The organism is Thermoplasma acidophilum DSM 1728, assembly GCF_000195915.1.
GTDB lineage: Archaea > Thermoplasmatota > Thermoplasmata > Thermoplasmatales > Thermoplasmataceae > Thermoplasma > Thermoplasma acidophilum.
Genome location: NC_002578.1, coordinates 1,504,866 through 1,519,830 on the forward strand (window position 1 = coordinate 1,504,866; position 14,965 = coordinate 1,519,830).

13 protein-coding genes and 1 tRNA gene are annotated in these 14,965 nt (G+C 47.4%); 8 read left to right on the forward strand and 6 right to left on the reverse strand.

The annotated features are described in order from the left end of the window. Nucleotides 1-44: 44 nt before the first annotated feature. The 3 genes from TA_RS07555 to TA_RS07565 all read left to right on the forward strand — a co-directional run bounded on the left by TA_RS07555 (nucleotide 45) and on the right by TA_RS07565 (nucleotide 1,612). Nucleotides 45-116 (forward strand) — tRNA-Ala (locus TA_RS07555). 251 nt (nucleotides 117-367) lie between these two features. Further along, nucleotides 368-880 carry a hypothetical protein gene (locus TA_RS07560; RefSeq protein WP_156778554.1) on the forward strand — a complete coding sequence of 171 codons (513 nt, stop codon included), beginning with the start codon at nucleotides 368-370 and terminating at the stop codon, nucleotides 878-880. 159 nt (nucleotides 881-1,039) lie between these two features. Next, entirely contained in the window at nucleotides 1,040-1,612 is a 573-nt protein-coding gene (locus TA_RS07565; RefSeq protein WP_010901861.1) for a diacylglycerol/lipid kinase family protein, read from the forward strand. Between the two features lie 310 nt (nucleotides 1,613-1,922). On the opposite strand, the gene TA_RS07570 is transcribed toward TA_RS07565, so the two are convergent. Both TA_RS07570 and TA_RS07575 read right to left on the reverse strand, forming a co-directional pair. Next, nucleotides 1,923-2,288, reverse strand: a complete 366-nt coding sequence (locus tag TA_RS07570; RefSeq protein WP_048162170.1) for a hypothetical protein — start codon at nucleotides 2,286-2,288, stop codon at nucleotides 1,923-1,925. Further along, nucleotides 2,285-4,858, reverse strand: a complete 2,574-nt coding sequence (locus tag TA_RS07575; protein ID WP_010901862.1) for a penicillin acylase family protein — start codon at nucleotides 4,856-4,858, stop codon at nucleotides 2,285-2,287. Before TA_RS07575 ends, TA_RS07570 begins: the two co-directional genes overlap by 4 nt. A 215-nt stretch (nucleotides 4,859-5,073) precedes the next feature. Here TA_RS07575 and TA_RS07580 point away from each other — a divergent pair, with 215 nt between their 5' ends. The 3 genes from TA_RS07580 to TA_RS07590 all read left to right on the forward strand — a co-directional run bounded on the left by TA_RS07580 (nucleotide 5,074) and on the right by TA_RS07590 (nucleotide 9,031). Next, complete coding sequence (locus TA_RS07580; protein WP_010901863.1) at nucleotides 5,074-5,802, forward strand: class II glutamine amidotransferase; 729 nt, start codon at nucleotides 5,074-5,076, stop codon at nucleotides 5,800-5,802. Nucleotides 5,803-5,976: 174 nt separating this feature from the next. Then, on the forward strand, nucleotides 5,977-7,746 hold the full coding sequence (locus TA_RS07585) for a chloride channel protein (RefSeq protein WP_010901864.1): 1,770 nt from the start codon (nucleotides 5,977-5,979) through the stop codon (nucleotides 7,744-7,746). A gap of 190 nt (nucleotides 7,747-7,936) precedes the next feature. Continuing rightward, on the forward strand, nucleotides 7,937-9,031 hold the full coding sequence (locus tag TA_RS07590; protein WP_010901865.1) for an acyl-CoA dehydrogenase family protein: 1,095 nt from the start codon (nucleotides 7,937-7,939) through the stop codon (nucleotides 9,029-9,031). On the opposite strand, the gene TA_RS07595 is transcribed toward TA_RS07590, so the two are convergent. Further along, complete coding sequence (locus TA_RS07595) at nucleotides 9,015-9,992, reverse strand: radical SAM protein (RefSeq protein WP_010901866.1); 978 nt, start codon at nucleotides 9,990-9,992, stop codon at nucleotides 9,015-9,017. The genes TA_RS07590 and TA_RS07595 overlap by 17 nt on opposite strands. A gap of 114 nt (nucleotides 9,993-10,106) precedes the next feature. On the opposite strand from TA_RS07595, the gene TA_RS07600 reads away from it, so the two are divergent. Further along, nucleotides 10,107-11,273: an NAD(P)/FAD-dependent oxidoreductase gene (locus tag TA_RS07600; protein ID WP_156778555.1), complete on the forward strand. Its 1,167-nt coding sequence runs from the start codon at nucleotides 10,107-10,109 to the stop codon at nucleotides 11,271-11,273. A gap of 5 nt (nucleotides 11,274-11,278) precedes the next feature. Then, entirely contained in the window at nucleotides 11,279-11,695 is a 417-nt protein-coding gene (locus TA_RS07605) for a hypothetical protein (RefSeq protein WP_156778556.1), read from the forward strand. Between the two features lie 191 nt (nucleotides 11,696-11,886). On the opposite strand, the gene TA_RS07610 is transcribed toward TA_RS07605, so the two are convergent. From TA_RS07610 to TA_RS07910, 3 genes are all read right to left on the reverse strand, one after another. Further along, nucleotides 11,887-13,158, reverse strand: coding sequence for an MFS transporter (locus TA_RS07610; protein WP_241761839.1), 1,272 nt, complete (start codon nucleotides 13,156-13,158; stop codon nucleotides 11,887-11,889). Between the two features lie 112 nt (nucleotides 13,159-13,270). Then, entirely contained in the window at nucleotides 13,271-14,146 is an 876-nt protein-coding gene (locus tag TA_RS07615) for an EamA family transporter (RefSeq protein ID WP_156778557.1), read from the reverse strand. 94 nt (nucleotides 14,147-14,240) lie between these two features. Beyond that, nucleotides 14,241-14,954 carry an RNA-guided endonuclease InsQ/TnpB family protein gene (locus TA_RS07910; protein ID WP_010901871.1) on the reverse strand — a complete coding sequence of 238 codons (714 nt, stop codon included), beginning with the start codon at nucleotides 14,952-14,954 and terminating at the stop codon, nucleotides 14,241-14,243. Between the last annotated feature and the right edge of the window lie 11 nt (nucleotides 14,955-14,965).

The window sequence follows — 14,965 nt, forward strand, 5'->3', positions numbered from 1 at the left end:
TAGCATCGATAATTTTAAAGCCTTGTTGAAATTCCCTTAATCAGGGGCCGGTAGATCAGCGGTAGATCGCCTGCTTTGCAAGCAGGAGGCCTCGGGTTCAAACCCCGACCGGTCCACTAGTTTTTATTTTGAATTCTTATCACTGATAGATATCTGAAATATCTCCTAACAGTGATAGCCATCAGTGATATATTAATAAAACATCGTTAAATACGCATACATCTTGAATTAAAACCTAGAACCAATCTATCAGTTTATACTTGAGAAACTCAAGATCTCACCTGATGCAAAAATAACCCAATCTTATCCGATATCTGTAGGAGAAATAGAATTGCTTATAGATTTAGCCATTGACTCTAAAGGTACTTTGACGCTTGTAGAAATTAAGTCTAAAATTGAAGATGTCCTATACATAATATATGCCATTTCACACTTAATAAATAATCAAGCGGTGGGTACGAAAGAGTTAAAACTGGTTTGTGCTGGAAAAACGATAGAGTACAGCATTCATCAGCTTGCCAAAAAGCTTGGTGTAGAAACTTTGCTTATCCCTCCAAAATTGTATCAGTATTTGTCCGTATTGCTCGCTGAGTCTGGGGTAGATGCTTATTACCAACACGTAAAAACTAGCCAATTGAAGATTACTTCAGAAAAGGCTTGGAAAATTATCTGTTCCTCAATGGCTGACAAACCATCCAGTATACTTTCTATTTCCAGAAAAACCAATGTTTCATTTGGGTGGGCAAATTACGTAATCCATAGGTTAAAAAATGCCAGAATAATCAGTATGGCTTGCGGTTTGAGATTAAAAGACCTGGACAGACCCTTCAACGTGGTCTCGTGGAAAGAGCTCTTAATGGTCTGCTCAGGGAGACCATAGAGACGGATTTCAATACAGCAATCCAGTGTATTTATCCAGATGGGATGAATACAGGAAAATTCTATTCGACAGTATGGGAGAACAGGCTTACGAATTTACCAAGCGGCAGGGTGAGGCGACAGAAATAGCCAGGGAATTTCAAAAGCAGAATTTGATGCGGTGGTTTCCTGTGGCGGCGACGGAACCCTGAACGAGGTAGTCAATGGCATAGTAAATACGGATCTGGCCATTGCAGTACTGCCCATGGGTACCGGTTCCGATTTCGGCAAGACGATCGGAATTAGAAACATTTCAGATTTTTTAAAAGCAATAAAGAGCGGAAGGACAAGAGAGGTCGATCTCGTCGCAGCCCAATTCGCCAACCAGAGCAGGAGGTACTTCATAAACATACTCGAAATAGGATTCGGTGCAGAGGTTATGAATTATGTCAATTCGCACAAATACCTCGGAAGGGGATCTTTCAAGTTCGGCGCCTTCTATATGCTCTCGAAGATGCACCCGTTTAACCTGAGGCTGATCATGGATGGAAAGGAATATGAATTTCCAACCATAGAGGCAATTTTCGCCAACGGAAGGTATTTTGGAGGGGGAATGTTAGCTTCTCCATATTCAGAAATAGACGACGGCCTGTTGGATGTGCATGTGTTGAAGCCGTTTTCCAGGATCAGATCAGCAATGAACTTTCGTACGATCTATGATGGCAGTTACCTGAATAGGAGGATATGCGCATAGTTTTAGAACGGTGAGCGTCAGCGTAACCAGCAAAGGCCAGCTCGTAGAAATGGACGGGGAAGTTGTGGAGAAAACTCCAATTGATATATATGTTGATGGCCGAATTAAATTTATTGAAAGCCCGTCTGGATAGGAAAGGATCGAAAATCTCGCTGAAAGGCACTTTCAAGAAGATCATCAAAGACGAAAATCGTATTTTCATTGACATTGCAGCGACCGAGAATCAAATAATTAAGATATCCAGCACCACTTTTGGCTAAGTGAATGGAAGTGTTCATCAGAATAAATCGCAGGATAAAAAAAATATGTGTTATTGGGTCTTTTCAGGAAAGAATGATGATACGGCTGCCATGGGAAGCATAGCGAACAGGTACGACATAGCGATGAGTATTATCAGTGGAAAGGCCGGCCCTCCTGGTATCCCAGCTACCGCGGAGAATAAGGAGGCCTGCTTGATTCCGTATGCCAGGTGAGGAGACATGGCAACAAGAACGCCTACTGGAGACAGTAGAGAATAGGCTGCTATTCTGCCGAGTTTCGAAACAAAGAGGCCGGCCACCGCTGAAGGTACGATGATCATGTACCAGTATCCGGCATATGCCAGTATAAGTGAGAAAAGGAATACTATCACCACCGAGATTATTGCACCGTATCCCTTGGATCTGGCGGCCATCATGGTGAATCACCTGCCCTGTAGAGGTAGAAGAATGCGGATGGCGCCTCAGTATTTATGAGCGTGAAGTAAACACCGTTATTCCAGTCAATGAATGTATTATCATAGTACTGGGAGAGTGGGTTTTCCGATATCCCTCCGGGGTAAATGCCTATGCCGGAAGCAGGATCGCTCATATTCACGATCATGCGCCATGAAGGCCCGAAGTCAGAAATGGTGCCATAGGCAGCATTCACAGTATTTCCGTCTCCTGCAGCCGGTACTTCCTGGGTGTTCATTGCAGAGATCCCGAAAAAGCTTGACAGATATCTCTTGTGTATGTTCCCCCATTCCCACGCCGATGAGTACTGGCCGTATTTATCGGTCAGATAACTGATGGCCTGGCTGTAAGCACTTAACATGTCCGCGGTCTCATTTTTCTTATGTCCCGTCACGGGATTGCTGAAGAACGAAGCGTTCTGATCCGTCATCGTCCAGTTGACAAGATCCTCTATGAGCGGCCCGTGGTAGTAGTCGTCTGTGCCAAGGAAAAACGATGTCTGGCCCATGCCGTCGGTTGCGTTTATTCCATAGTAGGAAAACCATGGGGCAAACACAGTGCTGACAAAGTCCCTTATGAAGAAATAGTATATGGTGGCCGCAGTTGAATTGATGTCCATGTTGCCGTTCCAAGAGCTGAGGGCAGAGTATTCGGGTGTGTCGCTCAGGCCATCTGAATTCAGGGCCTTCACCAGCGGCTTTAAGAATATGTCTGTTGTGAAATCATGCACCGTCAGCTGTATCTTTTCCATCTTCGAATAGTTGAAGCCGTAGGTTGAGTTCAGCATTGTGTATATCTGGTCTGCCCTGTAACCGGACTCGTAATCCCATCCGATATAATAGGGATAATTAGGCGAAACGGTAATCTGATTTGCCGAGAACACGAAACCTCTGGACGGATCGTAGAGGTACGGGAGATCGCTGTATGGAACGAATCCCGTCCAGTCGTACGATCCGTTCCCAGGTAGAATGCCCCTTGGGTTGCCCCTCTCGATGACTGGGTAGAGGCCATAGGGGAATATGCCTATGTTTCCTGAACTATCCGCCACTGCCCAGTTCTGTATGGCCACCTTGAAGTACTCTGTGAGGTTCTGGACAAACTGCATCACTGAATGCGATCTGTCAATATTCAGAAAGAATGTTATCTCGTATGTTGGAATGTAGCCGGTCCAGTCCATTGCAACTGGCACGCCCAAGCTGTCATTTATAACAACCCCGTTCTTCGCAACCTCTATTTCAATGTGTACCGGTTTTTCCCCTTTAACGAGCACGGTTTCATTCTCAACCTTGAAAGGCACCCAGGAACCGTTGAAAAGGTAATCGCCCGGATGATCTGGCGATGTCTGTTCCGCGTAAAAATAGGTCTCCTGAATCTGTCCATTGGTGGCGCCCCATGCCACATATGGGTTGTGGCCCAGTATTATACCGGGGAAGCCCGGGAATGTTACACCGATGACGTTCATGCCGGGAGATACAAGCTGGAATCCCATCCATATCGACGGGACGCTTGTGGTTAGGTGAGGATCGTTCGCCAGGATGGCAGATGCGTTTGACGTCCTTATCCCGTTCACAGCCCAGTCATTGCTCCCAAAGTCGTGGAAGACAGTGTAGTTAATGCTGAGCTGGTCTGTTGCATATGATCCCGTGAACAGCGATGACACCTCTGCAAGCCCAGACATTGCCGACGTGTAGAAGGAATTTATGGTTGCATAAGCCGAATCTGAAAGGTTGACGTAGGGCACGTTGAGGTTCAGATTGGCTATGTCGCCCGTTTCATCGTATACCTTCGGGTTCAGCGAATACGGAACTATTGGGTTCTGAACTCCAGCAGGATATGCAGGGTATATTGCCTTTATGACAGATTCAGGCATCTTCTGCAGTGCGAAGTTAAAGTATATTGGATCAAGGCCGCCGGCACTGTTCTCCCACAGGAAGAGCTGTTGGACAGCCAGCACATCCGTGACGTTCCATCTGTGAGGTTCCACGTTGAGTATCTTGAAAAGAAGGGGCAGCTTCGAATACGTCAAATTGCCTATGTATGCGTTGATGCCCAGAACAAACGATTTAAGATAAATGTACGTCATATTGTCAGCGCTCAGGTTCTGCCTTTCCATAATTGCTGTGTTGTAGAGCTGCAGCTCTCTCATGAATATGTCTGTCTGCAGGGTGGACGGGCCAGCTATGGCCGATAGATTGCCCAGTGCAGTCCGCTTCAGGAAATCAAGCTGTGCTAGCCTGTATTCGGCTTCCAGATAGCCCTGTTCGTAATAAACGGCACGGGTACTGTTGCTTGCGATGCCTATGAAGCCGTCGGCCTGCCTGTAAACAAGAACCGTGGCTGAAACGTTTGAAAATTCAACCTGCACCTTCTGGCTTCCTGGAGCGTAGAAGTATGCCGGAGGCGAGAATACCCCACTTGAAGGGTTTGCCAGGCGAATTAGGGGAGGAAGAGGGCCTATGGAGGAAAAACCTGCAAAAAGCAGTATCGCAAGTAATATGACGGATACGAAAAGCCGTGCGTATCTTATTTTCATATATGTTTTACGAAATTTAAATATTTAATGCTTCTTATTCAATTGGAGACAAACATCAATTATATACGATCCGAATATTTTGAAATGGAAAACTTTCAGGGCTCCGCATTGATCGTTTGGTTATCAAAACAATTTCGGTGCGCAACTGATTCGTTTCTCCATTGCCATTGATCCTGATTCGATAAGGTATATCCAGAACGTGATGATAACTTCTCATGTGCAGGATGTTCCTGTGCCATGGAAATTTCGGAGAAGACGCTGGCAGATTGTTCCTGGCCCTCAGTGAAACCGCAAAGAATGATCCCCTTCTTGTGAAGGCCGGTTCCACATGGACAAGCCACTCCGACGGTTGGGGCATGGCTATGCTGAGCGATGGTTCCATAAGATTCGAAAAACACAGCAGGCCAGTATACGAAGACAGCGTACCAACCATCATTTCTTCCGGAACTGTTCTGGCACATGCAAGAAAGGCCTCTCCTGGAGAACCATTGGGGAACGCATTCTCCCACCCGTTCTATGCGGAGGACGAAAGGTATATAGTGCTGCTCGCCCACAATGGATCGCTGGACAAACACAGAATAGCGAATTGCGATCCGAAATGCTATGATCGCAACACAGACAGCGGCCTGTTTCTCTCATATATCATGACGTTCCCCGGAACGGTGAAGGAAAGGTTCGAAAGAGCCATTTTCGAATCTTTAAAAAATGGCGTATTCGGAAAATTGACGAACCTCCTCGTTGTTGCCCTTGATAAATTCACGATGATCGAAGAACGCCTCTATTTCTCCCATAACGCATCCCGTTCCGAATACGGTGATCTGTATCTTGTCAATGGCAGAGGCTGGACCGGAGTGTTTTCGTCCAGCATCCTCATGTCAGCGCACTTTCCAGCATACGTTTCAAAGAGCAAGGTAGAAAACGATACGGTAATGGATCTTCCGTAGCATGGCCGTGTATTTCTCAGTATCCACTAAACCGTTTCGGCCCTCTATAAATTCAGTGATCCGGATCCTGACCGTTTCAATGCAATACTTCCTACCGCAGGATGAACGAGATTGATTATTGTTATCGAAAAGAATGCGCAAAATCCTTAATATTTCAACATAATATCTAAGCAAATGCGCTTCAGATTTCATCTTTCTTCGCTTCCCTATTTCGAAAAATGGTTTATAATGGGCATAATAATAGGCATAATATCCGGCCTCGGCGCTCTTGCATTCTATTACGCCATCAGGCTCTTCGAATACCTTTTTCTGACAAGGATGGTCGGAATAGCCCTCCCGAGGCCGTTAGGGGAAGGCGGATCCCTTGTATACCTTTACAGTGTGCGGTACTTTTACCTCATACCTGTTTCGGTGGCCCTTGGTGGGCTCTTTTCCGGCTTGATCGTTTATACATTTGCACCTGAGGCTGAGGGCCACGGTACCGATGCCGCCATAAGGGCCTTTCACAACAATCAGGGGAAGATAAGGCGCAGGATACCTGTTGTGAAGACCATAGCATCAGCCATAACCATAGGGTCTGGCGGAAGCGCGGGAAGAGAGGGCCCAACAGCACAGATATCTGCTGGCCTAGGATCCATGGTTGCGGATCTGTTGGGCCTTAGCGATTCAGACAGGCGCATAGCGGTAGCCGTAGGAATCGGATCAGGTATAGGAACGATATTCAAGACTCCGATAGGCGGTACCATGCTTGGGGCTGAGATACTATACAAGAGGGATCTCGAGACCCAGGCAATATATCCATCACTGGTGGCAAATGCCATAGGATACTCGATCTTCGCTTCGGTTGTTGGCTTTGAGCCCATATTCGGATACTACACCGGATCGTTTAACGTTGAAAGAATACCGTACTATGCCATACTCGGCGTCATTTCTGGGCTCTTCGCAATATTCTATGTCCGCTTTTTCTATTTCATGGTCTCTGTTTTCAAGAGGATGCGCATAAGCAACTACTATAAGCCGGTCATAGGTGGTGCTGTCACCGGATTGATAGCTCTTGCTTTTCCCGAAATAATGTCCACGGGGTATGGCTGGGTTGACCTGTTGATGTTCCAGAAATTCCAGTACTTTCCAACCTTCGGCATCCCCATACTCATAATACTGATCGCGCTGCCCTTCGTCAAGGTATTTGCAACCTCCTTCACCGTTGGTTCCGGTGGAAGCGGAGGAGTTTATGCTCCTGGAATATTCATAGGCGCATCACTTGGAGCTGTGGCTGGCCTCGCCTTCCACTACGCAACGCCATCTCTTGTTCCGATCATAACGCCCTTCGTCATAGTAGGAATGATATCGTTCTTCGGTGCCGCCGGAAAGGTCCCACTTTCTGTGATACTCATGGTCGTCGAGATGACTGGAAGCCTGCAGTTGCTTCCTGCGGCGATGATAGCGGTTTTCATATCATATCTGGTTTCTGGCAAGTACTCAATATACCACAATCAGGTCGATGACAGGAGGAGCTCTCCGGCACACTTCGGCGAATTCAACACGCCGGTCTTGCTTGACATAAAACTCAAGGAAGTGACTTGCAAGGATGTCAGCATAAGAGATGACACAGACGTAGAAGAGGCAAAGAGGATCATGGAGGAAAATGATATTGCGGCTGTACCTGTGGTGCTCTACAAGCGCCTGATCGGTGCGGTATACCTATTCGATATCGCAGAGGCAACAAGCGGACCAGTAAGCCCATACATAAAAAGAGGCATAACGTACCTGAGATCCACTAACAACGCCGAGGAGGCCTGGGAAGTCATGATGAGAAATAAGACAACCTGGTGCCCCATAGTGGATGACGGCGAGTTCAAGGGCATAGTCACGCTCAGATCGATACTGGACGCTTATCATGAAAAGGTTACCATGGCCAAGGATACGGCCAGCGTTTTCGAGTAAAGAGAAGCCTATTTCCGAATTATCCAAACGTTATCATAATTTCTAACAAATTCCGCTGTGCGTATTCTGATTATGTTGTAGTAAGCGTTGGTGGCAATTATTCACATATATGACGATAATTCATATTATGGAAAAGTAATAAATACTTCGTTTCGATTATCCATTAATAATAATTCAAAAGTGATGCAAGATGATGTGCCTTTCAGAAGAACAGCAGATTCTGAGAACAAGCATAAAGGATTTTGTGAAAAGGTATGTGGTACCAGGGCTGAATGAAATCAAGAATGATAGATTTCCAAGGGATATCCTGAGAGAACTGGGAAAGAATGGCTTCTTCAACGTTATGATACCTGGCTTTGGAGTCCAGGACAGCTACTCGTATTCCCTCATCGTTGAAGAGCTTGCATCGGCATCACCGTCCCTGGCGTGGCTATATGTGACGCATGTGGCTGCGGCCTATGCCCTTTCAAGGATGGGCAGCGAAGATCAGAAATCGCAGTACATAGAGAAGATGGCCGATGGAAGGCTGTTGGCAACGATAGCAATAACCGAGCCTGCATCCGGGGCAACGGCTTCTGCAGTGCAGACAAAGGCTGAATTCGATGGGAAGGCCTGGGTCATCAACGGATCGAAGACATTCATAACCATGGCTTCGGATGCAGATGCGTTCATCATAATGGCAAGATCCGATTCAGAAAAACCGGCATTCACCGATTTCATCCTAAGATCCGATGACAGAGGCGTATCAAGATCGGCGTCCCTGAAAGGCAGCGGAATGCCGGGGATAGGATGGGGAGAGATCTTCCTCGAAAACGTGGAAACCGGACAGGATAGGGTACTCGGGAACAGAAACGAGGGCATAAAGATAATACCGACGATAGCCAAGGTTTTCACCATAGGTGCGGCATCAATATCGCTGGGCATCATGGATGTGCTGAATGCAAATGCCCTGGAACACATAAGGGAAAGGAAGATCAACGGCTCGTCGCTTTCTTCATTTCAGGTCGTCCAGGACAGGTACCTGCACATGTACACGAACGGCCAGGCAGCAAGCGCTCTAATATACCGTGCAGCCATCAACGATGACATAAAACTGGCGTACGCCGCAAAGGTGTTTGCAACAGAAAAGGCAATAGAGAATGCTGTGACCGCATCAAGGCTTTTCGGCGCAAACGGGTATGAAAGATCCGTCGGCATAGCCTCTTACATCGACGATGCGCTGGCTGTGCCCCTGCACTTCATAAACAATGACGTACTCACAGGCCTCTTCATGAATTCGGTTTAATTCTTTCAATTTTTGGCGGCAGTATGTAAAAGAATTTACCCATGTATGGAACCTTTGATATTTTTCCGTATTTGACCATATGATCCACAAATTCGGCCGATTCGCCAGATCTTTCGATAACCTCCAGCAGCGCGTCCTCACGCATGGGATGGACGGCAAGTATGTTCAGGATCTCATCCTCCAAGCTCTCGCCTGTGAAGAATTCTGAACCTTCATATCCTGTTAACAGTGAAACCTTTGTATTGCCAAGATGATTGTTGAATACCTGGAATGCGGCATTGATCAGTTCATCCGACGGTGGTTTCACATATTCCTCGGCAGGCGGCCTAGTTGGAACGGATATGTACGCCAGATCCAGCTTTCGCAGGGATGAGAGGTATTCAGCGATGATATGGATTTCGCCAAGATCCTGAATTCCGTCGACAAGCATGGTCTCCGTGGCCAGAATGCCGTGATACTTCTCTGAGAACTTCCGTATGCCGTCAAGTATGATCGAATGGTTCAAGCTGCCATGGGGTCTGTCTATGATCTTCCACTTCACATCGTCTATGGCGTCCACTTTCAGCGAGACCCAGTCAGCGTCCATCAGATCTGAAGCAACATCTTCATTGTCGATCAGAGAAGCGTTGGAGATGACTGCGACTTTCATCCCTGTTGATTTTATCGCTTCTATGTGCTTTCCGAGGTTAACGTCAAGCGTGGGCTCTCCATCCGGTACAAAAGTTACGTAGTCTATGCGGCCGCCACCCGTCCGGACTTCTTCAATCTTCCTAGTCAGTGCATCAAGTATATCATCAGTGGAATAGAACTCCTGCCTTTTTATTGAGAAATTGATGGTGCGTCCGATCTGGCAGTACACGCAGGAATACGAACATATTTTTCTCGGTATATTGTTGACGCCAAGGCTGAAACCCAGCCTGCGTGAAGGTACGGGCCCAAAAAGGAGTCCTTCAAAATTCATGCTTTTACGATCAGGACATGATCGATAAAGTTATGCTTTCAAATTCAATTCGCCTGTACTTTTCACAATTATGATTAAATAATCATTATAAGGTGAAAAATGATAATGAATCATATGCCTAAAAAGATAGTCATAATTGGTGCAGGCGCCGGAGGCGGCATATCACTTAGCCAGCTCAGAAGAGCACTCAGCAATGAAGATGTTGAGATCACGATCATAGATCAGACCGGAAGAACGGACTTCCAGCCCTCATACGTATTCCTTGCACTGGGAGAAAAGAAACCGGAGGAGATATCCAGAGACATTTCACAGCTGAATGACAGTCGTGTCAGGGCAGTAAAGGACACTGTCATATCTGTGGATGCCGCCAACAGGGTCGTAAAAACGTCCGGTGGCAGCTATCAGTACGATTATCTGATCATGTCCCCAGGTCCGAGCATCGATCCTTCATCCCTCAAAGGACACGAGGCAACACACAGTGTGTGGACAATGGAGGATTCGCTGAGGCTTAGGGATGCTGTGAAGAACTTCAAAGGTGGAAACGTACTCATCAGCGTATCGACCCAATGGTACAAATGCCCGCCTGTGCCATGGGAGATGGCTCTGCTTCTTGACGATTATTTCAGGAGGAAGAACATCCGGGACAAGGTGAAGATAACGGTTGCGCATCCCGTTTCCAGACCCATGGAGATGTATGGCCCAGGCCTTTCTGAACCATTCTCGAAGATGCTTGATGACAGGAACATCGAAGGAATTTACGGGCGCAGGGTATCATCCGTTGATGCTGAAAAGAAGCGTGCAATAATGGACAACGGAGAAACCGTTGGCTTCGACCTTTCAATCGTGGCTCCGCCGCATCTGCCGCCGGATTTCATCAAAAATAATGATGATCTGCGATCGCCTAGAGGATGGGCTGCGACCAACATCAGGGACTTCAGGAATCCCAAGTACGAGGATGTTTTCGCCATAGGCGATGTGATCGCGCCGACGATACAGATAGGAATGGCAGGGGTACTGGCGCATTTCCAGGCCGATACGGTTTCATCTGCAATTGCAGAGGAGATTGCCGGGTATCCATTCATGGAATACAACAAGGTAGCCGTGTGCATCATAGCCACGGGCGGATCCGGTGTATTCTCCTACTGCGATCTTGCCGGAAAGCTTACGGACCCAAAGGTCAAATTCCCGGAGTGCAGAATGATAGGGAATGATCCTCTGTTCCGCTTTGCCCACGATCTTTACGAAGTCAACTTCCTCTCTTCAATATACGGTAGCAGGTGATGGAGATGGATCAGAACGGTGAGGATGTGAAGAAACTTCTGGATGTTATGGATGAACTCAGGCCGACGCTTAACCTGCTGAAGGAAATGCAGGACAGTGGGTTAACGGAAACGCTGTCCTATCTTGTCAGCAACTTCGACAGGATATTCAACTACACTACGAAGATGGAATTCTACGATCTTCTAACAGCGCTGAAGAAGCTTTCAGTTCTCCTGCAGCCCATATCCGCCATGAGCGATGAGGACATAGAATCGGTTGCGAAGATGCTGGGGCCTCTGCCGTCAGCGATCAAAGAGGCAAAGTCACGGTCAGAATCGGCCAAGCCTGTTAAAACTATGGATCTCATAAGGATCCTGAGATCAGATGACATGGCGTTTCTGATCTTTCTGGCCATGGCCGTATCCGAAAGGATGAGAAAATAGATGGAAAATCCCTAAAATATCCACTTTTAATATTTTGTTTATGGTTATGATCACTGAAAATCCGCAATCTATCCGGTGCTGACACTTAAGATCCCCTGAGAGTACATGATATTGTCTAGAATTAAACGCACCTGGTTTCAGATGATGCGCCTTTTCATGACGCATGATCATTGCATGAATGCGCTGTGCGTTCATCTGAATCTCATCGTACCTCCTGACGGGCTTCCCGGCTGCTTGAACCTCAGTATCAGGGAATACAGGCTAAGTGGAGCCCTGCCCCTCTGATCCGGCTCCTTCAGCCCAATGAAAAGAAATGCCGACAAGAATCTTCCAAGAAATACGACCATGTATGAATACATGAGCGCTATTCTGATGGGAAACAGTGCTTCCATGAATGCCAGAACGTAACCGCCGGAAAGAGCACCTACCAGGTATATGAGGCCATTGAAGCCGTTTATTATCGATATGTATTCTGCCCTGTGCCCTTCCGGAACGATGTCAAGAAGATACGAGTTCATGACAACGTTCTGAATGGATCCAAGGATGCCGCTGTAAACCTCCAGCACCATGAAATCCCTGAAATCGGTGAAAAAAGCGTACATGAGGGGTATTGCACTGAGCAGAAGGCGGTTTCCGAAGATCAGTGGAGGCCTGCTGACATGATCCGTTATCCTGCCAAGGGCGTACTGAACCAGGACCGAGGTAGAAAGAGAGGCCACGGTGAGTATGGCAACCTGCGATAGATCGAAATGCATCACCAGGACGATCGTCATAGGGAACATCGGCCACGCCATGGACCAGAAGAAACCCTGAACGTTCATTGCCATGAAATACCTATAGAATAGCCTGTTCTCCCTTCTTGCACTCTTAAGAGTGCTTATGAGGCTTCCAGCGAATTTTCTGGCCGATCCGGATTCCCGCAGGAACGACATGAGTACTGCAGAAATTATATAGGATCCGGCTGCAGCCGAGAATGGTATGAATATGTCCCTCGTGACCGTACCGTGGAAGAGGAATACCATGACGATCAGCGATATTATCGTTCCAGCTGAGCTCAGTATGTTCACTATGGATAGGAAACGGCCCCTGACAGAGCTATCCACCTGATCAGCTATCAGGGAAAACCAGTTCACGGTTATCAGCGATCCAAACAGCGATATTGCCGCGTAGACTATGATGAGGCCCACTGGAGTCCTAACTGTTGTCAGAAGATACCAGAGTACGCCGAGCACTATGCTTCCTGAGATCAGGAATGGCTTCCTTCTGCCGAACCTGTCGCTGATGCGCCCCCACAACAGCTGGCCCCCATTTGAGATCGCGTTGGCGGTGGACTGGAGCCAGCCCATCTCCACTGCTGTGGCACCGAGAAATACACCGAATACCCCTATGAAACTGCTCGCTGCAGTTGCGCCTGCTGAAACAATGAATGACCTCAGGGCTATCAGCGTAGAATTCTTCATCATTCACTCCTGTGAAGCGAAATCAGGCATCGCTCATATTTATTTGAACATTCCTGCGTACCGTTATATTTCGCAGGATTCAATATAGAAAATGATTCGAATATATATCAGTACATCAGCCTCTCCTGTTCTTTGAGATGACTATCACAAGTATGGATATGACTATAAGAGCGCCTCCGAGATACTGCATTGCGCTCAGTTTTATTCCAAGGAGCAGGTATGATGACATTGCTGCAGCAACTGGCTCAAACGTGCCAGATACGGCAGCCTCCACGGGGCTTATGTACCGCATGCTGTTTATGTAGAGGTAGAATGCCATGGAGGTCCCGAATACGATAACGAAAATTGTCAGGGCAAGCACGGGGATCACGTCTGCCTGGCCAAGCCCGTGGAAATACGGTACGCCCGAAAAGGAACCGAGCGGCAGTGATACGAGACCGCCCACCATCATGCCAGAGGCCACGGTCCTGAGACCTCCATACTCCTTCACGATCCTTGCCGATGTCACCGTGTAGAGCGCGGCCGTTGCCGCGGTTGCCAGCCCTAGGATCAGCGCGGTCAGGCTTATCCTTAGGGCAGTGCCTCCAAGGGGAAATCCAGTGGTGAGTTCATATATGCCCGCTACGGAAAAGATCAAAGCGAGGATCAGCGAGGAAACCGTGAGGCTCCTGATGGTTATGTAATCGTAGACGGCCACCATGGGAAAGAACAGGAACTGGAGCAGTGTGGCCACCGGAGCGTTTGAAAATGATATGGTGGCGAGATACAGTATCTGCACGCCGAAGAGGCCGGGTATGGCAAATACGAGGAACATCGGAAGATCCTTTTTACCCACGAAGCCTCTGCCTGCGGCTAGGAGTATAAGGCCGGAAAATACCATCCTGATGGTCACAAGCGTTGAGAATGGCATGCCGTATCGGCTGAACAGGATGGATGATACCGTGCCTGATAAGCCCCAGAGGGCGGATCCCGTTATCGCGTACGCTACCATCTGATATCTCTTTGATCGGAACAAGTGCAGCGCATGATATACCGGATAGAACGTTATATTTTTTTATGTACATCCGATGAAAGCCCACGGTGAGCTACTCCTCAGCTGAAGCTTCGGATCTTCCTGATTCACCGACCGACATCTGCCTGTAGGGGTATATGCCGTCCAGGCCCGAAGTAGCGATCTCCACAGGCGTAAATTCGGGCGGCACCAGCCCTACTTTCACCAATCCTATCTTCCTTATGTCCAGAGATGCGTTGTAATCCCTATCGATTGTTAGACCACATGCATCACAGCTGTACACTCTATCTGAAAGCTTCAGGTCCTTCTTTATATTTCCGCACCTTGAACATAACTTCGATGACGGGTCGAACCTGCCTATTTCGATTAAGTTCTTTCCGTATCTATCTGCTTTCCATTTTAATTTTTCCTTGAAGGAATAGAAAGAAACGTCCGTTATGCTCCTTGCAAGATGGTGATTTCTCTGCATCCCCCTCACGTTCAGGTCTTCGATGAATATGGTATCGTAACGCTTGGCTATCGCGGTGGATACCTTATCATGAAAATCATCACGCAAATTGCGTAATTTCCTGTACTTCTTCTGTATCCTTATCTTCTGCTTTTCATAGTTCTTTGATCCCTTCTTCTTTCTTGAAATCTGTTTCTGCAATTTCTTAATTCTCTTCTCCACCCTCTTTATGAATCTTGGGTTTTCAACGGCTATACCATCGGACAAAATGGCAAATTTTTCTATGCCAAGATCTATGCCGACTGAATTTTCTGCTGTAACGGGCTTCTTTTCCGGCAAATTGCCTGTCC